Source organism: Roseovarius sp. AK1035, from assembly GCF_003288315.1.
In the GTDB taxonomy this organism is placed as follows: domain Bacteria; phylum Pseudomonadota; class Alphaproteobacteria; order Rhodobacterales; family Rhodobacteraceae; genus Roseovarius; species Roseovarius mucosus_A.
Genome location: NZ_CP030099.1, coordinates 2980402 through 2999150, shown reverse-complemented (window position 1 = coordinate 2999150; position 18749 = coordinate 2980402). Strand labels below are relative to the sequence as shown.

Sequence of the window (18749 nt, the reverse complement as noted above, 5' to 3'; positions counted from 1 at the left end):
TCACTCCGCTGCACGGGTCTCTTCGGCCAATATGGGGAGCTGCATCTCGAATACAGCCCCCCCGTCGGGCGCATTGCGCGCCACCAGACGTCCGCCAAGGTCGTTGACGATCCCCGAGGAAATGGCAAGCCCCAGCCCCACCCCGTCGCCTGGCTGTTTGGTGGTGTAAAAGGGCTCAAAGAGGTTCTTGAAATCCCCGATCCCTTCACCGTTGTCACGCACTGTCAGCACCGCCGTTTCCCCCGCCGCCAAGAGAATGTCGATGATGGCATCGGGCACGGTATTGGTGGCATCAATGGCATTGCGCAACAGGTTGACGATCACCTGTTCCACACGCACCCGGTCCCCCATGATCATCACCGGCTGATCGGGCAAAGTGCGGGTGATGGTGATCTTGCGCTGACGCAATTGCGGCTCCATCATCGACAGCGCCGAGGCCACCGCATCCGCCATGTTTACAGGGGAAAACTGCGTGCCTGACTGGCGGGCATAGGACTTGAGCTGCTTGGTGATCGCCCCCATCCGCTCGATCAGATCGTCGATCCTCTGAAACGCCGAGATCGCCTCGTCGGGCCGGTTGCGCGACAGCAAAAGCCGCGCCCCCGCAAGGTAGGTTTTCATCGCCGCAAGCGGTTGGTTCAACTCGTGACTGACCGCCGCCGACATCTCGCCCAGAACCGCCAATTTCGAGCTTTGCTGAATGGTCTGTTCGGCCTGTGCGAGGTTCTCTTGCGCGCGTCTACGCTCGGCGATTTCCCGCTGGAGGCGGGCATTCAATGCGCGAAGCTCTGCCGATTCCCGCTGAAACAGCGCCATCCGAAGCGCCGCCTTGCGGTTGAGAAAGTAAAACGCGAGCGCCAGAAGAATCGCGAATCCCATGATCTCGAGCGCGAGATAGCCGTTCACCTTGTCACGCACCGCCGTGTAAGTGGTGAACCCGGCGATCCGCCAGCCGCGAAAGGCCACGCGCCCCTCGACCCGCATCACCGCCTCGCCACGCACATAGGCATCCGCCGGCAGCGCCGTCCAATCCGAGGTCGCCTGAATGGCGCGCTGGATGGCGCTGTTGACCGGCTCGCGGCGCAGCGCCTCGGCCTCTGTCAAGCCACGCCAACGCGGTTCGGTGGCCAGAATGATCCGCCCCTCGGTATCCGTGACCATGACCGCATCGGAAATCCCGGCCCAGGCGCGCTCGTATTTGCGCAAATCCACTTCGACAACGATCACCCCCAAGGTGCCGTTCTGCGTCTCGATCCGGCGCGAGTAGTAAAAGTTGAATTGCCCCGTTTCCTGCCGCAAAACATGGAAAATCGTATCGCGCGAGCGCATCGCATCCACGAAATAGGCGGCGGCCTTGTGACTCTCGCCCAGGCGCGCCCGCTCTGTCGTCGCAACCGCCCGCCCGTCCCTGTCGAGCAGCGTCAAGTTCGCCGCACCGATTTCTTCCAGAAATGAAATCAGCCGCTGTGTGGATTGCGCATAGTCTTGCGTGTTGAGCGCCGCAATCAGCGCCGGGTCCCGCGCCAAGAGCTGCGGCACAATCGCATTCTGGCGCAATTCCGACAGCAGGTTGCCCGAATACAGCACCAGCCGCAGCTCTGCGCGGTTGCGCGTGTTCTCGGTAAAGCGATCCGTCAAAAGGCGGTTGGTGGTCAGAACCACCGCCACCGCCACCACAAAAAGGCAAAACAGCACCGCACGCGCGCGCCATGAAATGGTGCGCATCCGGTGCCGTGCGGTCGAAGTGGCAGCTTTGCTCATGCGATCAGACTATGCCGCGCCGCGCCGCTTCTCAAGCGCAAGCGCTCAGGCGCGTTCCAGCGCCCCCATCAGCCCGCTAAAGAGCGCGGCCCCATCGGTGCCGCCCTGCAACGGCTCGGCCATCCGCTCGGGATGCGGCATCATCCCCAGAACTCGGCGATTCTCGGACAGGATGCCCGCAATATCGCGCGCGGAACCATTGGGATTGTCCGTATAGGTAAAGGCCACACGGTCTTCGCCCTCAAGCCGGTCGAGTGTTGCGGTATCAGCGAAATAATTGCCGTCGTGATGCGCAATCGGCACGGTGATGGTGCGGCCCGCCTCATAGCCATGGCTAAAGACGCTATCGGCCGTCGCCACCCGCAGGCCCACCGGCTTGCAGACATATTTCAGACCCGCATTGCGCAGCAAGGCACCCGGCAGAATCCCCGTCTCGGTCAGGATCTGAAAGCCGTTGCAGACACCCAGCACATAGCCACCCTTGTCCGCATGCGCGATAACTGACCGGCAGATCGGAGAATTCGCGGCAATCGCACCGCAGCGCAGGTAATCGCCATAGGAAAACCCGCCCGGCACGCCCACCACATCGACACCCTGCGGCAGGTCCGTATCCTTGTGCCAGACCATCGACACCCGCGCGCCCGCGCGCTCGAATGCAACGGCCAGATCGCGGTCGCAGTTAGAGCCGGGAAAGACGATGACGGCGGCATGCATCAGGCCAACTCCACCGAATAGCTTTCGATCACGGTATTCGCGAGCAGCTTTTCGCACATCTCGGTGACGGTGGCCTTGGCCTTGGCCGCGTCGGTCTCTGCCAGATCCAGCTCGATCACCTTGCCTTGCCGCACCGCTTCGACACCGTCAAAGCCCATCGACCCCAAGGCATGGCGCACCGCCTCGCCCTGCGGATCAAGAACGCCGGATTTCAGCATGACATGCACGCGCGCTTTCATGGGATACCTCTTTAGTTGATCAGTTTTGGCCGCGCCATCGGCGTGCTGCCTTTGGGCATGACACCCAGACGGGTCGCCACCTCGGTATAGGCATCCGTCAGACTGCCCAGATCGCGGCGGAAGACATCCTTGTCAAGCTTGCGGCCTGATGCGATATCCCACAACCGGCAACTGTCGGGGCTGATTTCATCGGCCACGATCAGCCGCTGGAAATCGCCATCATAGACGCGGCCGATCTCGATCTTGAAATCAATCAGCTTGATGCCAACGCCATACATCACGCCCGCCATGAAATCGTTGACGCGCAGCGCGAGGCTGAGGATATCGTCCATATCCTGCTGGCTGGCCCAACCAAAGGCGGCAATATGTTCCTCGGTGACCAGCGGATCGCCCAGCTTGTCATCCTTGAGGCAATATTCCACGATGGGGCGCGGCAATTGCGTGCCTTCCTCGATCCCCAGACGCTTGGCCATGGTGCCCGCCGCATAGTTGCGCACAATCACTTCCAGCGGAATGATCTCGACCGCACGAACCAGTTGCTCGCGCATATTCAGCCGCTTGATGAAATGCGTCGGCACGCCGATGGTGTTGAGCCCGGTCATGAAATATTCGGACAGCATGTTGTTCAGCACGCCCTTGCCCTCGATCACGGCCTTCTTTTCGGCGTTAAAGGCGGTGGCGTCATCCTTGAAATACTGGATGATCGTGCCCGGCTCTGGGCCCTCATAGAGGGTCTTGGCCTTGCCTTCATAAATCTTCTTGCGCCGCGCCATGGGAACTCCATCGTTGAGGGTGGGGGGCGTGAGTCCCCTCATGCCGATGCGCTCTCATAGTGCATGGGCCAACACGTCGCAAGATGGCGTTGGCCCCTTGCCCTTTTGCGTGCCAGATTGCATATCGGAAGCAACGGCAACGCATGCAAGGGGACCGGCCCAATGACCACCTTTGACGATCGCGAAAGCGCATTCGAAAACAAATTCGCCCATGACGAGGAAATGGCCTTTCGCGCCGTGGCCCGCCGCAACAAGCTTCTCGGTCTCTGGGCTGCGGAACTGATGGGCAAAACCGGCGATGACGCCAACACCTACGCCCTCGAAGTGGTCAAGGCCGACTTTGAAGAGGCCGGCCATGAAGATGTGGTGCGCAAGGTCGCATCGGATCTTGGTGACATCGCCGATGCCGACACCATCCGCGCCAAGATGGATGAGCTGCTCAAGATCGCCAAAGGCCAACTGGCCAAAGAGGCCTGAGCCTGCTCATTCGGCGAAATCAGGGGCGCGTCACATCATGGCGCGTCTTTTACGTCTTGGTCAGGCAATACAAACGCGCCTCACCATTTACATGAAATTTATGCATTTGCGCGCTTGCCTGATTTAATGGCACATCTGCGTGCTCACGGATTACGGGACAGCCCAAATGACAAACGCCCTCACCAAGATGCTCGCCACTCGCGATTGGATTCTCGCTGACGGGGCCACTGGCACCAATCTTTTCAACATGGGTCTGCAATCGGGCGATGCGCCCGAAATGTGGAATGACCAGCATCCCGACCGGATCAAGCGCCTTTATACCGAGGCCGTGGATGCAGGCAGCGACCTGTTTCTCACCAATTCCTTTGGCGGCAACGCGGCGCGTCTGAAACTGCATGGCGCGCAGGGCCGTGCCCGCGAGCTGTCGCGCATCTCTGCCGAGATTGGCCGCGACGTGGCCGACCGATACGACCGCACGGTGATTGTCGCGGGCTCTGTTGGCCCCACCGGCGAAATCATGGCCCCGATGGGGGCGCTCACCCATGAACTGGCAGTCGAGATTTTCCACGAACAGGCCGAAGGCCTTAAGGAAGGCGGGGCCGATGTGCTCTGGCTCGAAACCATTTCCGCCCCCGAAGAATACAAGGCCGCCGCCGAGGCGTTCAAACTCGCCGATATGCCGTGGTGCGGCACCATGAGCTTTGACACCGCCGGGCGCACGATGATGGGCGTCACCTCGTCCGACATGGCCACCATGGTGGAAAAACTGGGCAACCCCCCGATGGCCTATGGGGCCAATTGCGGTGTTGGTGCCTCGGATTTGTTGCGCACCATTCTGGGCTTTGTCGCTCAAGGATCTGAGCGGCCCATTATTGCCAAAGGCAATGCCGGCATCCCAAAATATCATGACGGTCACATCCATTACGATGGCACGCCCGAACTGATGGCCGAATACGCCGTGCTGGCCCGCGACTCCGGCGCCACGATCATTGGCGGCTGCTGCGGCACCATGCCCGAACATCTCTCGAAAATGCGCGCCGCGCTAGAGAACCGCCCACGCGGTGCCCGCCCCACACTGGAAGAGATCACCGAGGCGCTTGGCGGCTTCTCATCGGGCGGGGATGGCACCGGGGACGATACCGCAGCACCCCGCCGTCCGCGCCGCAGGCGCGGCTGATCGGCATGTCAGGGAAGATGATGCGCCGCATCTTCCTTGCCGCCGCCCTGCTGGCCCTTGTGGCATGGATCGTGGGCTATATCTGGATCTCCGGCCTTGCCTGCGCATTTGGCAGCCCAAATGGTCGATGTGCGTTCCCAATGCCCTGGGATATGCGCGGCGAGGATCTGATGATCCTCGTGCTTTTCCCCGCAGCCTTGGTCGCAACACTGCTCGTGCTTGCCCGGATCAGTGGACGCCGCTCTCAAAACAGCGATAACTGATCCCCCCGCGCCAGCGGCACCTCGAACAGGTCCGTGCGCAACACCGCCTGCGCCTGATCCAGCCCCAGCCGACGCGCCGCCAAATCAAACCGGCGCGCAATCATGCGGGCATGCACCCCCTCGCCCCGCATCCGCCGGTGCCACTCGGCGCTATACTCCTGCCCGCCATGCATCTCGCGCAGCCGGTTCATCACCTTGCGCGCCCGGTCGGGATACTGCGCCGCCAGCCACTCCTGAAACAGAGGCGACACCTCGCGCGGCAGCCGCAGCATGATCCAGCTTGCGGCCCCTGCCCCGGCCTCGCGCCCGGCCGCCAAAATCGCCTCGATCTCCGGATCGGTCAGCCCCGGAACAACCGGCGACACCATCAACCGCACCGGAACCCCCACCTCGGACAACCGCCGGATGATCTCCAATCGCCGCGCCGGAGTGGGCGCGCGCGGCTCCAACCGCCGCGCCAGCACCTCATCAAGGGTGGTGATAGAAATGCCCACCCGCGCCAGCCCACGCGCCGCCATATCCCCCAGAATATCGAGATCCCGCTCTATCAGCGCCCCTTTGGTGATAACCGCCACCGGATGATTAAAGCGCTGCAACACTTCCAGACAGGCGCGGGTGATGCCAAACTCTGCCTCAATCGCCTGATAGGGATCGGTATTGGTGCCAATCGCCATCGGTGCGATCTTATAGCTGCGCGCCCGCAACTCTGCCTCTAGCCGTGCGGGGGCCTCGGGCCGCGCGATCAACCGTGTCTCGAAATCAAGCCCCGGCGACAGGCCCAGATAGGCATGGCTCGGGCGCGCAAAACAATAAATGCAGCCATGTTCACAGCCACGATACGGATTGATCGACCGATCAAACGGCAGATCGGGCGAGCGATTATAGGTGATCACCCGGCGCGGTCGCTCTGTCGTCACCTGCGTGCGCAACACACGCGCCGCCTCCCCGGGGTCCTCGGCCTCATAGGCAACGCCATAGGCCTCGAACCGGCCCGCGGCGTTGCTCAACGCGCCCCGCGCCCGCACGCGCAGATCATTGGGAAGGGTTTGCTCTGGTTTCATGCCCCCAAATTGGAACATAACGCGAACACTTGCAAGAAACCGATAATCATCATGCTGATAATTCAGTCACATCCCGCGCGATTCCAAGCTATACGTCGGTTGCGGCGCGGGCAGCGTCGCAATTCGGAAAGTGGCCGCGCCGCAAATTGACGAAAGCTGCGTCCAGTCAACCCAGATGCGCGCGCGCAGAGAACTCAAGGATTCCCCCAATGTCCGACCAAGACGACGACATCATCCTCGCCGACCTCGACGATGACGAGCTTGTCCAACAGATGTTCGACGACCTCTACGACGGCCTCAAGGAAGAGATCGAAGAGAGCGTGCACATCCTCTTGGATCGCGGCTGGGCCCCCTACCGCGTGCTGACCGAGGCACTCGTCGGTGGCATGACCATCGTCGGCAAGGATTTCCGCGATGGTATCCTCTTTGTCCCCGAAGTGCTGCTCGCGGCCAATGCGATGAAGGGCGGCATGGCCATCCTCAAGCCACTTCTGGCCGAAACCGGCGCACCGCGCGTGGGCAAAATGGTGATCGGCACCGTCAAGGGCGACATCCACGACATCGGCAAGAACCTTGTCGGCATGATGATGGAAGGGGCCGGTTTCGAAGTGGTCGATCTCGGCATCAACAACGCGGTCGAAAAATACCTCGACGCGCTGGAAACCGAACAGCCGGACATCCTCGGCATGTCGGCCCTGCTGACCACCACCATGCCCTATATGAAGGTCGTGATCGACACGCTGGTCGAACAGGGCAAACGCGATGACTATATCGTGCTGGTCGGTGGCGCACCGCTCAACGAAGAATTTGGCAAGGCCATCGGTGCCGATGCCTACTGCCGCGATGCCGCTGTGGCCGTGGAAACCGCCAAGGATTTCATGGCGCGCAAACACAACCGGCTGGCCGCGAGCTGAGCATCCAAAACGCTCCAACACGGCCCGCCCCCGCGCGGGCCGTTTGCATTTGAGGGAACCGGCCATGGATCTGACCGACGATCATCTCACCACCCAAGGGCTAGAGGCCGAAGGTCGCGGTCGCCTTCTCCTGATCGCTTGCGGGGCCCTCGCGCATGAAATTCTCGCCCTCAAACGTCACAACGGGTGGGATCACATGGATTTACAATGCCTTCCCGCCAAACTGCATCTCTACCCGGAAAAGATCACCGAAGAGGTGGAAAAGGCCGTGATCGCCCAACGCGCCAACTATGACCGTATTTTCGTGGTCTATGCCGATTGCGGCACGGGCGGGCTCTTGCAGGCGAAATGCGCCGACCTTGGCGTTGAAATGGTGGCAGGCCCACATTGCTATGCGTTCTACGAAGGGTTGGACCGCTTTGCCGCGCATGAGGATGAAATCAGCGCCTTTTACCTCACCGATTTTCTGGTGCGGCAGTTCGATGCATTCGTCTGGAAACCGATGGGCCTCGACCGTCACCCGCAGCTGCGCGACATGATTTTTGGCAATTACACCACGCTGGTTTATCAGGCGCAAACCGATGATCCGGCCCTGCGCGCCAAGGCCGAAGCCTGCGCCGCCCGCCTCGGCCTCACCTATGAATACCGCTTCACCGGCTATGGCGATCTTAAAGCATCACTTGAGAAACAGGCCGCAACGCATTGATTTTAAATTCATCTGGCTGAAAATACCTCGGGGGCTTGGGGGCAGCGCCCCCAAACCTTGCCTCTCACGCGGCCTCTGACGCCACGAGCCTGATCCGCTCGATCATCGCGCGCACCCCGTTTGAGCGTTGGGCGGACAGATGTGCATCTAGCCCCAGCCGGGCCAATTCGGCCGGGGCATCGACACGCTCGACCTCCGCCACCGGCACGCCGTTATAAAGCGCGCGCAGCACCGCAATCAGGCCGCGCACGATCATCGCATCGCTATCGCCATCAAAGCTGAAAACACCCGCTTCGATTCTGGGATGCAACCAAACCTGACTGGCACAGCCCTCGACCTTGGTCGAAGGCACCTTGAGCGCCGCCTCCAGCGGTTCCATCGCCCGGCCACGGTCGATCACATAGCGATAGCGATCCTCCCAATCGTCGAGAAACTCGAAATCCTCAACAATCTCTTCAAAGGCGGCAGTGGCCATGACACTCTCCTAGCAGTCTATCTCAGACCTAGGGCCGGGCCGGAAAAAGGTCCAGACCCCGCTTGCACCTTTTCAAGCCAGAGAGGATAGGATAGTCGGAAGGAAAAGATGACAGGGGCGCATGGCATGCAACGGCGGGTCTTTCTATCATTGGTGGCAATGTCGGCTTTGGCGGGCTGTGGCGGATATCGCCGCTCTCGCGCAAATCCGCGCAATTGGTTCGGGCGCAGCACGCCGCGCCGCCGCACCGCCGAACCCGCGCCCGCCAATACCAATCCCCTCATCCCCGAGCGCGAAGACACGATCTTTCGTCGCCGCCGGGACAAAGTCTATGAAGGCACGCCGGTGGATCAAGTCACACGTATGGTGATCGAGCGCACCAGCGACGGTGGTATCGTCCGGGTCGAAGGCGTGGCCCTGCGCCAAGGTGCGTTTGACGTGCGCCTCGTGTCCGACACCGAAAACGAGCCCGTGAACGGTGTGCTGGAATTGCGCCTCATGGCCATTCAACCCGAGGATCAGCCGCAAGGCTCTGAACGTGCCCGCACGGTGCTGGCCGGGGTGTTCCTGTCAAATCAGGCGCTCGAGCGCGCCAATGAGATTCGCGTCATCGGCGCGCGCAACGAGCAGGTCAGCCGCCGCTGAGGGCAGAGGGCACCACCCCTGCCGCGCGCGCCCCGCAGTGCTCAGAGATCCACAGTCTCTACGCCACTGCCCTTGACCGCCAAGGCCACCTCGCCCTTGCACAGGCGCAGCGCGTCGGCACCAAACACATCCAGCCGCCAGCCACGCAGCGCGGGCAGATCGCGCATCCCCGCCGCAATGGCGTCAAGGTCACTGGCACTGGCAATCAGCTTGGCCGCCACGCCATAACTCTCGCTCTTGGCCTTGAGCAGCACCCGCAACAGATCCGCCAGCGCCGGGTTGACCTGCGCGCGATCTTCCAAGGCCTCGGCGCGCGGCATCCGTTCTGCCGGGCATTCCAGCCCCGCCTTGACCGCTGCAAGAATTCCATCGGCAATGTCGCCCTTGCGCGCCTCGCGCAGCAAAAGCCGCGAACGCCCCAAATCCTGATGCGTCACAGGCTTGGTTGACGCCAGTTCGACCAACGCATCATCCTTGTAGACCCGGCTGCGCGGCACGTCATGCGATTGCGCATATTCCTCACGAAACCGCGCCAATTCGCGCAGAATGGCCAGAAACTTGGGCGAGGTGTTGCGCGTCTTGACCCGCTGCCAGGCATCGGCAGGGTCGGTGCGATAGGTGGCGGGATCCGTCAGCACGCTCAGCTCTTCGGCCACCCATTTGTCGCGCCCGGAACTTGCCAGCTTCTTCGCAAGATATTCGTAAATGACCCGCAGATGCGTTACATCCGCCAGCGCATAGACCTTTTGCGCCTCGGTCAGCGGTCGGCGCGACCAGTCGGTGAACCGAGAGCTTTTGTCGACCGTCTGCTTGGCAATCCGCTTGACCAGCGTTTCATAGCCCACTTGCTCGCCAAACCCGCACACCATGGCCGCCACCTGCGTGTCAAACAACGGATCGGGAATCACCCCGGCATCAACATGGAAAATTTCCAGATCCTGCCGCGCGGCATGGAACACCTTGACCACCGATGTGTCGCGGAACAACTCGTAAAGCGGCTCCATCGACATCTCGGCACCGTCAATCGGATCAACCAGAACGGCAGTGTCGTCATCCGCACCCGGCACAGCCATTTGCAAGAGGCAGAGCTTGGAATAATACGTGCGCTCACGCAGAAACTCGGTATCGAGCGTCACATAGGGGTGTTTGCGCGCCATGGCGCAAAAGGCCGCCAGATCGTCAGTCGTGGTAATGGTTTTCATATGGGGTGATCTTTGCTCTTGTCTTGAATGCCCGGTTCTGTCCCCCGGTCCCAAGCTATAGAGAAGAACGCCAGAAATGCAACCGCTGCGCTCAGGGCAGATAGAGAGGCGCGCGATTGCCTTGGGCAAAGCGCCGCAGCACCGCAGGGTAAAGGATATGTTCCTGCACCAGCACCCGTTCCGCCAACGTGTCGGGCGTATCCGTTGCCAGCACCGGCACCCGTGCCTGCCCCAGAATAGGCCCCTCGTCCAATTCCGCTGTCACCTCATGCACGGTGCAACCCGCCTCCTGCTCGCCCGCCTCCAGCGCGCGGGCATGGGTGTGCAGCCCGCGGTACTTTGGCAAAAGCGAGGGGTGAATGTTGATCATCCGCCCCTGCCAAGGTGTCACGAACCCCGCCGTAAGCACGCGCATGAACCCTGCCAGACAAATGATGTCGATGGCATAGGGCCGCAGCCGCGCGTCAATCTCCGCCTCAAACGCGGCGCGGTCACCGCCATGGGGCCGGTGATCCACAACCTCGGTCGCGATGCCCTGCGCCTTAGCCCAGGCAATACCGCCTGCATCGGCCCGGTTCGACAGCACCAGCGCAGGCCGCGCCGGATGCTCGCCCGTCATGCTCGTGACCAGGGCGCGCATGTTCGACCCACCGCCCGAAAGCAAGATCGCGACGCGTTTGCTCACAAAAGACGGCCCCGATACGCCACACCCTTGCCGGGCACAACCTGCCCCAAACGGTGAACCGTCTCGCCTGCCTCGCGCAGCGCCCCCTCAATCGCCTCGGCCTCGTCCGCCGCAACCACGACAATCATGCCAATGCCGGAATTGAACGTCTTGAGCAGTTCTGCCTCGGCCATATTGCCGGTCTCGGCCAACCAGCGAAACACCCCCGGCAGCTGCCATGCGCCAAGGTCAATTTCGGCCCCCAGCCCCTCTGGCAACACCCGCGGCAGATTCTCGGTCAGCCCGCCGCCAGTGATATGCGCAAGGCCGTGGATCCCGCCCGCCTGCAGCGCCGCCAGAACGGGGCGCACATAAAGCCGCGTGGGCGTCAGCAGAACCTCTCCCAGACTGCCCTCGGCCCAAGGGCAGGCATCCGTCCAGCCCAGCCCCGACATCTCGACAATCCGGCGCACCAACGAATAGCCGTTGGAATGCACCCCGTCCGAGGCAAGACCCAAAAGAACATCACCCTCCGCCACATGCGCCGGAAGTTCCGTGCCCCGCTCCATCGCACCCACGGCAAAGCCCGCCAGATCGAAATCGCCCTTGGGATACATGCCCGGCATCTCTGCGGTCTCGCCGCCGATCAAGGCACAGCCAGAGCCTTCGCAGCCCCGCGCAATGCCCTCGATGATGCGCGTCGCCTGCTCCAGCTCCAGCTTGCCCGTTGCGAAATAATCAAGGAAAAACAGCGGCTCGGCACCCTGACAAATCAGGTCATTGACGCACATCGCCACCAGATCGACCCCCACGCCATCGACATGGCCCGTGTCAATCGCAATCCGAAGCTTGGTGCCCACCCCATCGGTCGCGGCCACCAGCACCGGATCAGAGAACCCGGCAGCCTTGAGATCAAAAAGCCCGCCAAAGCCACCAAGCCCCGACATGACGCCCGCCCTGTTGGTCCGCTTGGCCGCAGGCTTGATCCGTTCCACAAGCGCATTGCCCGCGTCGATATCGACGCCCGCATCGGCATAGGTGATCCCGTTCTGTCGCTCGGTCATGGCCTCAAGTCCCCATCGCTAGAATGCGCCACCCGTTAGCCGATTGGCCGCCGCTGCGCAATCTCAAAGCCTTGACCCTGCCGCGCCTCCAGCTTACCAGTTGCCTCAGGTCGGGCCTGTAGCTCAATTGGTTAGAGCAGAGCGCTCATAACGCTTTGGTTGGGGGTTCGAGTCCCTCCGGGCCTACCAGTTCAACGGATTGCCACCGATGCCCGCTCCTGTCTCGTCCATCCGCAATCTCGGCCCCGCCTCGGACGCAGGCTATGCCCGCGCGGGTATCCACGACGCCGACAGCCTGCGCGCCATGGGGGCCGATGCCGCCTATGAGGCGCTTTTGCGCAACGGCACAGCCCCGCACTTCATCGGCTACTATGCCCTTGTGATGGGCCTGCAGGGCAGACCGTGGAACGATTGCCAAGGGTCCGAAAAAATCGCGCTCCGCGCACGGTTTGACGCCATCAAGGCGCGGGTTTCCGGTGCCGGTGACGCGCCCGACAGCGCCATCGAGGCGATTCTGAACCAGATCGGCACGGGATTGCGCCGCTAGGCCACATTGCACCTGATCGCTATCACATCGCCCCGGCGCCTCTTCCCCATCTCGGCGAGGTCCCGGGCCAAGCCCGGGACGGGTGTGGTTGAGATAGGGCGCACCGCGCCTTGGCCATCAGACCGAGGGCACCGGCAGATTGCCTTTGACCCGCGTCAGGTTGATCCGCTGCCGATCCTCGCGCGGTGAAATGCCAAAGGCATCACGGTAATGCCGCACCAACACCTTGGAACTGGCATAGCCCACGGCCTCGGCGATCTGCGCCATTGTGTCGTTGGAATACATCACGATCTGCCGCGCCGCCTTCATCCGCATGGCGCGGAAATAATTGGTCGGGTTCTGGCCTGTCGCGCGCTTGAAACTGCGCTCCAGATGCCGAGGGGTGATGCCCAGATCTTCGGCCACCTCGGCCATCGACAGCGGGGCCGCCATATGCTGCGCCATCAGATCAATCGCCCGCGCCACCATCGGCGGCAGATCGGTGGCCCGCGCCCCCTCGCCCAGCACCGGCACCATTTGCTGCACGCCCGCCTTGCGCATCATCGGATGCTGGAACCAACAGGCCACTTCGGTGGCAATGCCCGCCCCTAGCGCTGTGTCGACCATATGCAGCGCCAGATCAAACGCCGCCGCCGCGCCTGAGGCGGTGACACAGCGTGGCGTGATCTCGATCACCTGATCCGAGGCCGGAACGCCGGGAAACTCCGCCAGAAAGGCCGCCTCATAGCACCAATGCACCGATAGCGCGACATCCGCCACCGCCCCGCTGCGCAAGAGCGGGAAGACACCCCCACTGATCGCCCCCAGCACCGTGCCATGCCGCGCCATGCGTCGCAGATGCGCCGCAGAGCGTGCATCGGCAAACCGGCTGGTGGGGGCCGACAGCAGCAGCAGGTAATCGCAATCGTCGGTCTCGGACAGCCGCCGACCGGGCTCAAACCCGATGCCCGCGCTCGACATGACGCGCTCCGCGCCTTCAGCCACCAAATCCCAGGCAAATGTGCGATGCCCCGAGATTTCATTGGCCGCGCGCAACGGCTCGATCACCGAGGTCAGGCATGACATCGGAAACCCCGGAAAGATCAGGAACCCTATTCGGATCACGCGCTGTGTCATCTCGGTCGGCCTTTTGCCCTTAGCGCTTTTGCCTCTACGTAACATTTTCCACTTGGGAAAAAATTATGCAATATGGTGAAGAGCATAAGGTAAAATAGACATTCTGGCATTTTCGATCCGCCCGGCCTAAATCTGAGAGGAAAACAATGAGCATCATGGAACCCGCGAAATTGGTCAAACTGACTCAGGACCCTCATAAGCTGCGCGACGAGCGTGAAAAAGTGCTTGAGGTTGCCATCGGCCGCGAGGTGCGCGCCTATCGCAAGAAACAGAACATCACCGTGGCCGAGCTTTCGAACATGACCGAACTTTCCATCGGCATGCTCTCCAAGATCGAGAACGGCAACACCTCGCCCTCGCTGACCACGCTGCAAACACTGGCCCATGCGCTTTCGGTGCCGCTGACCGCGTTTTTCAAGGAATACGAAGAACGCCGCGAGGCGGTGCATACCAAGGCGGGCCAAGGCGTCGAGATCGAGCGCGCCGGCACCCGCGCGGGACATCAATACAATCTCTTGGGTCACATCGGATCGAACAGCAGCGGCGTTATGGTCGAGCCCTATCTGATTGAACTCAACTCCGAATCCGACACGTTCAAGACCTTTCAGCATGAGGGGATCGAGATGATCTACATGCTCGACGGCGAAGTCGGCTATCGCCATGGCAACGAGACCTATCACCTTACCCCCGGCGATACCCTGTTTTTTGATGCCGACGCCCCGCACGGGCCGGACCAGTTGATCCGTTTCCCGATCCGGTATCTGTCAATCATCAGCTATCCACAGAAAAGCTAAGGCTTGGGGGAACGATTGCTTGCCTTAACCGCAAACGATGAGGTCCGCGGTTCGCTAGGCCGCAGGACGGCCCGGCGATCCGCGCAGGGAATTGGGGCACCCTTGGCAACAGCCACCACACCCCCTCATTTCTGCAATGGCGGCTCTGTCTCCAGATCTGGCCAGATACCGGGGCTGGTGGGCAGGCCATCGTCATACTGGCTCAGATACTCGATCATCATCGGGCGATTGGCGATGAACCCCTTATAGGTCGCCAGTTCCTCGGGCAGATCGCGCACCACACGGTGCAACCGGCGGCCCCATTTCGGCACGCTGACAACATCCTGAAACGCAATCAGATAGCACCGGATCGGAAACAGCAGCGCATTGGACCGCGGCAGCCGGAAAAACGTCTGCAACTCCACCCGCAAATGCTGTTTAGCGCCGATGTTTTCAGGCGTCAGCGTGGTCTTTTGCACGCCCCATTTGTGGTAATTCTCGGGGCTGGTATCCAAGAGCGGATTAACCGTCATCGTCCAGTTCAGCCGCCGCGCGGGCGCGCCTTGCTGCACATTAAGCAGGAATTTCAGCGCGCGCTGGAAAATTCCCATCTCATGCGCCAAGGGCACCGGCGCGTGCCATTCAAAGAAATTCATGCCGATATCGAAATCAAGCGACCAATCCGCCTGTGTCGTGACCATCCCGGCATCCATCCACAGCATCTCGTCGCGCTGATCGAGTACCGCGAAATCGCCCTGCGTCTGGCGGGTGATATATTCCAATGGGCCGCAGGGCAGCGTGGTTGGGTCAAGAAAGGTGAAACTGTGGTCGATCCCCATCGGCTTGTTGATCCAGCGCCAGCGGTTGCCATCGCGGTGCAGTTCAAAGAGGTCGGGGTAATCCTCGGCCTTGCAGGTCATGATAAGCTCGAGCACGTCCCACCCGGCCAGCGTCATATGCGGCAAAGATTGACAGCGCAGCGGATCATCGGCCAGCACCAGTGCCCGGTCGCGCATCTCTGACAGGTAATGCTCGTCGACATCGAACCGCTTTTCATAGACCGAGCCCGCAGGCCCGCCGCGATGCTGCTCCATATTGACCGAATACATATAGCTGTCTTCGTGGAACGGGAACGGGAACCGCTTGATCGCCCAAGCCGAATTGCGGAACGAATAATCGTCGCGGAAGGTCTCGTTATTGAACTGAATGGTCATCTCGCGTGGCTCCTTATCGGTCCAGAACCAGCGTCTTGCCGATGAAACGGCTGACGCAAGGCATGATTTTCTTGCCGCTGGCATGATCGGCCTCGTCCAGCCAGTGATCGCGGTGCACGATTTCGCCGTCCACCTCGACCACATCGGTCTCGCATTGGCCGCAGGCCCCGCCGCGACAGAGGAACGGCGCATCAACCCCGGCCCGCTCGATCGCCTCGAGCAGGCTTTCGTGTTCGCCCACCTGAATGACCAGATCGGATTTGCACAGCCGCACTTCAAACGGCGCACCGGGTTGCGGCGCAAGGAATTCCTCGGAATGCACCGCCTCTTCGGGCCAGCCAAGGGCAGCGGCACGGGTCTTGACCCAAGTGATCATCCCCTTGGGACCACAGACATAGATATGCGTGCCCAAAGGTTGCCCGCTCAAGAGATCATCGAGCGGAATCGCCTGCTCCTGATCGTCGTAATAGACATGCGCCTTGTTGGGATACTTTCCCCGCAACTCATCGGCATAAGTGCCAAGTGCGGCGCTGCGGCAGGCATAATGCAATTCCCAATTGCCATTCGATTGCTCCAACTGCGCGATCATCGCCATGAATGGCGTGATGCCGATGCCACCGGCAAAGAACACATGCTTGCGCGCCCGCAAATCCAGCGGGAAAAGGTTGACCGGATAGGTAATGGTCATCGCATCACCCGGTTTGACATGGCGATGCATATAGAGCGAGCCACCCCGCCCCTCGTCATCGCGCCGCACCGAAATGGCATAAAGGGAACGATCACCGGGATCAGACATCAGCGAATAGGGGTTAAGCCGCGTGCGCCCCTCGTCGTGCATTTCCACGACCGTATGGGCGCCCGCCGAAAACGGCGGAAACTCCGCCCCGTCCGGGCGGCGAAATTCAAACCGCGTCACCAGCTCATTCACCGGCACCACGGCGGCGACAACCACCTCGATCTTTTCAGCCCCGGCGCGGGCCTTTTGGGGGGCGGCGCTCATGAATAAATCTCCTTTGCAGGGGGGATATTGCCGGGGTCTTCGGCATCGATGCACACGCCCTGAAAGGCTGCCAACCGGCGCGAATAGTGATCGCGCACAAAGAGGTTGAGGCCGCAATGCGAACACACAAAGGGATCGGTGGTCACATCCTCTGTGATCCCCTTGCAATGCACACATTGCATGCGCCGTGCGGTGGAGCCGCGATGCTCGGTCTGAATGGCGCTATGCGGAATACCCGCCGTCACCGCCTCATTCATTGCCTGCCCCATCAGCCCCTCTGTCCCCGCAAGATAGACCTGCAAGCCCATATGCGCATCCGACAACACCCGCCGCAGCCGCGGCACCGAAGCGGCATAGCTTGGCCCGACATAAAGCTGCGCCGGACCCGCCGCGCGCAGCTTGTCCACATAGGTCTCGCCCGTGCCCTTGGGGATATAAAGGACATGCGTCTTGGCCATCAGCCCCGCATCTTGCGCGGCCAGATCCAACAGCGCCTCAGCCCCCTCGGCATCGGCGATCATCAGATGCGCCTTGCCCGGTCGCGGGGCCAATGTGCCATAGACCGGGCGGCTGGCGATACTCTCCGGAAACTGGAATTTCGACATCTTCGCGTCTGCTCCCTTTCGCGTCATTAGAGCCAAAGGCCCGTGGGCCAAGGGGTTACCCCTTGGCCGCGCGGATCAGCTTGTCCTTGTCATAGAACGGCATCTCCTCGGCCACGCAACCGACCTCGGTGCCATCCGCATAGCGCACGCTCATCTTGGTGCCCGGCACAGCGCAGTCAACCGGCATCCGCGCGATCCCCACGTTATACCCGTTGAGGTTTGAATTCAGACCAAAGGTCACCACACCGACAACCTCGCCATCCTTGAGCAGCGGCGCGCCCATATCCGCCGCGCGCTTGCCCTCAAGCCGCACGCCGTAGATTTTGAAACGCTCTTTTCCCTTCAGCGCATAGTGGTTTTCCGAGCCGCGGAACCCGGTCTTGCCCGGCGAGACGGTGAAATCAAGCCCCAGCTCCCACAGCGTATCGCCGCACAGATCGTCCTTGAACGGGAAGGTCTCGGAATTGTCACCCGGATAGAACAGCAGGTAGCTTTCCGTGCGCAAGAGATCGAGGGTCGAGAATTGCACCGGCACGATGCCCATGTCCTTGCCCTCTTCCAGAATCCGATCCCAAATCTGGATCGCATGCCGGCCCTGACAGAAAATCTCATAGCCGCGCTCGCCGGTATATCCGGTGCGCGAGATCATCACCGGCAGATCAAACAGCTTGGTTTGCAGAATGCCGAAATAGGCCAGATTGCGAATGCCCGGCACGTGTTTTTCAAGGAAATCCACCGCGACCGGCCCTTGCAGCGACATATCGTGCAGGTCGTCGTCAAACAGCATGGCGACATTCTTGCCATAGGCGGCCATCGCCAGCGTTTCGTGGCCGGTGCCGGTGCCATGCACCACCATCCAATGATTGACCGACAGGCGGTAAATCACGCAATCGTCGATGAACTTGCCCGCATCATTCAGCATGCACGCATAAACCGCACGCCCCGGCATGATCTTGTCGACATTGCGCGTGGTGGCACGGTCGATCACGGCGGCGGCATGCGGCCCGACGATGTGCACTTTCTTGAGGCCCGACACATCCATCAGCCCCGCCTTGGTGCGGACTGCCAGATAATCCGCCTCGGCGCGCTCATCCGTGTGGTCATAGAACCATGCGGTGCCCATGCCATTCCAGTCGGTCAGCTCGCCACCGATCTCAGTATGACGCGGTGCGAGCGCAGATGTTCTGTAGATAATGGCCATGTCAGCCTCCCTGTCGGTGTTGTGTTTGGCGATATTCAGACGCAGATCGCAGCAAAAATCAATACTTCTATGCAGATTATTTTCCTGACGGGAATATATTTTTGCTGTATGCGCAAATACCGGTGGTCACGCCAAGTGAGCGACACTTCGATTCAAAC

22 protein-coding genes and 1 tRNA gene are annotated in these 18749 nt (G+C 61.2%); 9 read left to right on the top strand and 14 right to left on the bottom strand.

Annotated features, from left to right (window positions below):
- Genes RAK1035_RS14305 through purC form a run of 4 tightly spaced genes read right to left on the bottom strand, consistent with a single transcriptional unit; the run spans position 1 to position 3487 of the window.
- On the bottom strand, positions 1 to 1761 hold the full coding sequence (locus RAK1035_RS14305; protein ID WP_008280820.1) for a sensor histidine kinase: 1761 nt from the start codon (positions 1759 to 1761) through the stop codon (positions 1 to 3).
- A gap of 45 nt (positions 1762 to 1806) precedes the next feature.
- Positions 1807 to 2475 (bottom strand): phosphoribosylformylglycinamidine synthase subunit PurQ, encoded by a 669-nt coding sequence (gene purQ, locus RAK1035_RS14300; protein ID WP_008280819.1) that lies wholly within the window; start codon positions 2473 to 2475, stop codon positions 1807 to 1809.
- Positions 2475 to 2714, bottom strand: coding sequence for a phosphoribosylformylglycinamidine synthase subunit PurS (gene purS / locus RAK1035_RS14295; protein WP_008280818.1), 240 nt, complete (start codon positions 2712 to 2714; stop codon positions 2475 to 2477). The genes purQ and purS overlap by 1 nt, the downstream gene beginning before the upstream one ends.
- Before the next feature lie 11 nt (positions 2715 to 2725).
- Positions 2726 to 3487 carry a phosphoribosylaminoimidazolesuccinocarboxamide synthase gene (gene purC, locus RAK1035_RS14290; RefSeq protein WP_008280817.1) on the bottom strand — a complete coding sequence of 254 codons (762 nt, stop codon included), beginning with the start codon at positions 3485 to 3487 and terminating at the stop codon, positions 2726 to 2728.
- 162 nt (positions 3488 to 3649) lie between these two features.
- Between purC and RAK1035_RS14285 the strand changes: the two genes are divergently transcribed.
- The 3 genes from RAK1035_RS14285 to RAK1035_RS14275 all read left to right on the top strand — a co-directional run bounded on the left by RAK1035_RS14285 (position 3650) and on the right by RAK1035_RS14275 (position 5404).
- A complete protein-coding gene (locus RAK1035_RS14285; protein ID WP_008280815.1) occupies positions 3650 to 3964 on the top strand; it encodes a DUF1476 domain-containing protein in 315 nt (104 codons plus the stop codon).
- Positions 3965 to 4130: 166 nt separating this feature from the next.
- Positions 4131 to 5141 (top strand): betaine--homocysteine S-methyltransferase, encoded by a 1011-nt coding sequence (bmt, locus tag RAK1035_RS14280; protein WP_008280813.1) that lies wholly within the window; start codon positions 4131 to 4133, stop codon positions 5139 to 5141.
- Positions 5142 to 5158: 17 nt separating this feature from the next.
- Entirely contained in the window at positions 5159 to 5404 is a 246-nt protein-coding gene (locus RAK1035_RS14275) for a hypothetical protein (protein WP_008280812.1), read from the top strand.
- On the opposite strand, the gene RAK1035_RS14270 is transcribed toward RAK1035_RS14275, so the two are convergent.
- A complete protein-coding gene (locus RAK1035_RS14270) occupies positions 5386 to 6483 on the bottom strand; it encodes a PA0069 family radical SAM protein (RefSeq protein WP_008280811.1) in 1098 nt (365 codons plus the stop codon). The genes RAK1035_RS14275 and RAK1035_RS14270 overlap by 19 nt on opposite strands.
- 191 nt (positions 6484 to 6674) lie before the next feature.
- Here RAK1035_RS14270 and RAK1035_RS14265 point away from each other — a divergent pair, with 191 nt between their 5' ends.
- Positions 6675 to 7379 (top strand): corrinoid protein, encoded by a 705-nt coding sequence (locus RAK1035_RS14265; protein ID WP_008280810.1) that lies wholly within the window; start codon positions 6675 to 6677, stop codon positions 7377 to 7379.
- A 64-nt stretch (positions 7380 to 7443) separates the two neighbouring features.
- Complete coding sequence (locus RAK1035_RS14260; protein ID WP_008280809.1) at positions 7444 to 8085, top strand: DUF1638 domain-containing protein; 642 nt, start codon at positions 7444 to 7446, stop codon at positions 8083 to 8085.
- 64 nt (positions 8086 to 8149) lie between these two features.
- Here RAK1035_RS14260 and RAK1035_RS14255 read toward each other — a convergent pair whose 3' ends face one another.
- Positions 8150 to 8560, bottom strand: coding sequence for a SufE family protein (locus tag RAK1035_RS14255; protein ID WP_008280808.1), 411 nt, complete (start codon positions 8558 to 8560; stop codon positions 8150 to 8152).
- Between the two features lie 126 nt (positions 8561 to 8686).
- Here RAK1035_RS14255 and RAK1035_RS14250 point away from each other — a divergent pair, with 126 nt between their 5' ends.
- Positions 8687 to 9205, top strand: a complete 519-nt coding sequence (locus tag RAK1035_RS14250; protein ID WP_037297690.1) for a hypothetical protein — start codon at positions 8687 to 8689, stop codon at positions 9203 to 9205.
- A gap of 41 nt (positions 9206 to 9246) precedes the next feature.
- Here RAK1035_RS14250 and rnd read toward each other — a convergent pair whose 3' ends face one another.
- The 3 genes from rnd to purM form a co-directional block, all read right to left on the bottom strand.
- On the bottom strand, positions 9247 to 10407 hold the full coding sequence (rnd, locus tag RAK1035_RS14245) for a ribonuclease D (protein WP_008280806.1): 1161 nt from the start codon (positions 10405 to 10407) through the stop codon (positions 9247 to 9249).
- A gap of 91 nt (positions 10408 to 10498) precedes the next feature.
- Positions 10499 to 11092, bottom strand: a complete 594-nt coding sequence (gene purN, locus RAK1035_RS14240; RefSeq protein WP_008280805.1) for a phosphoribosylglycinamide formyltransferase — start codon at positions 11090 to 11092, stop codon at positions 10499 to 10501.
- Positions 11089 to 12135 carry a phosphoribosylformylglycinamidine cyclo-ligase gene (gene purM / locus RAK1035_RS14235; RefSeq protein WP_008280804.1) on the bottom strand — a complete coding sequence of 349 codons (1047 nt, stop codon included), beginning with the start codon at positions 12133 to 12135 and terminating at the stop codon, positions 11089 to 11091. The genes purN and purM overlap by 4 nt, the downstream gene beginning before the upstream one ends.
- Before the next feature lie 112 nt (positions 12136 to 12247).
- On the opposite strand from purM, the gene RAK1035_RS14230 reads away from it, so the two are divergent.
- Together RAK1035_RS14230 and RAK1035_RS14225 are read left to right on the top strand one after the other, a co-directional pair.
- Positions 12248 to 12324: transfer RNA gene (locus RAK1035_RS14230), tRNA-Ile, on the top strand.
- A 19-nt stretch (positions 12325 to 12343) separates the two neighbouring features.
- A complete protein-coding gene (locus RAK1035_RS14225) occupies positions 12344 to 12682 on the top strand; it encodes a TfoX/Sxy family DNA transformation protein (RefSeq protein WP_008280803.1) in 339 nt (112 codons plus the stop codon).
- 117 nt (positions 12683 to 12799) lie between these two features.
- Here RAK1035_RS14225 and RAK1035_RS14220 read toward each other — a convergent pair whose 3' ends face one another.
- The gene (locus RAK1035_RS14220; protein WP_008280802.1) at positions 12800 to 13798 is read right to left on the bottom strand and encodes a GlxA family transcriptional regulator; all 999 of its coding nucleotides are present in this window, start codon (positions 13796 to 13798) and stop codon (positions 12800 to 12802) included.
- Between the two features lie 146 nt (positions 13799 to 13944).
- On the opposite strand from RAK1035_RS14220, the gene RAK1035_RS14215 reads away from it, so the two are divergent.
- Entirely contained in the window at positions 13945 to 14592 is a 648-nt protein-coding gene (locus RAK1035_RS14215) for a helix-turn-helix domain-containing protein (RefSeq protein ID WP_008280801.1), read from the top strand.
- Positions 14593 to 14717: 125 nt separating this feature from the next.
- On the opposite strand, the gene RAK1035_RS14210 is transcribed toward RAK1035_RS14215, so the two are convergent.
- The 4 genes from RAK1035_RS14210 to RAK1035_RS14195 are packed head-to-tail and all read right to left on the bottom strand — an operon-like array spanning position 14718 to position 18591.
- Positions 14718 to 15785, bottom strand: coding sequence for a heme-dependent oxidative N-demethylase family protein (locus tag RAK1035_RS14210; protein ID WP_008280800.1), 1068 nt, complete (start codon positions 15783 to 15785; stop codon positions 14718 to 14720).
- Between the two features lie 13 nt (positions 15786 to 15798).
- Positions 15799 to 16785, bottom strand: coding sequence for a PDR/VanB family oxidoreductase (locus RAK1035_RS14205; RefSeq protein ID WP_008280799.1), 987 nt, complete (start codon positions 16783 to 16785; stop codon positions 15799 to 15801).
- On the bottom strand, positions 16782 to 17417 hold the full coding sequence (gene dmmA / locus RAK1035_RS14200; RefSeq protein ID WP_439525652.1) for a dimethylamine monooxygenase subunit DmmA: 636 nt from the start codon (positions 17415 to 17417) through the stop codon (positions 16782 to 16784). The genes RAK1035_RS14205 and dmmA overlap by 4 nt, the downstream gene beginning before the upstream one ends.
- A 28-nt stretch (positions 17418 to 17445) precedes the next feature.
- Entirely contained in the window at positions 17446 to 18591 is a 1146-nt protein-coding gene (locus RAK1035_RS14195) for an aminomethyltransferase family protein (RefSeq protein ID WP_008280797.1), read from the bottom strand.
- Positions 18592 to 18749: the final 158 nt, after the last annotated feature.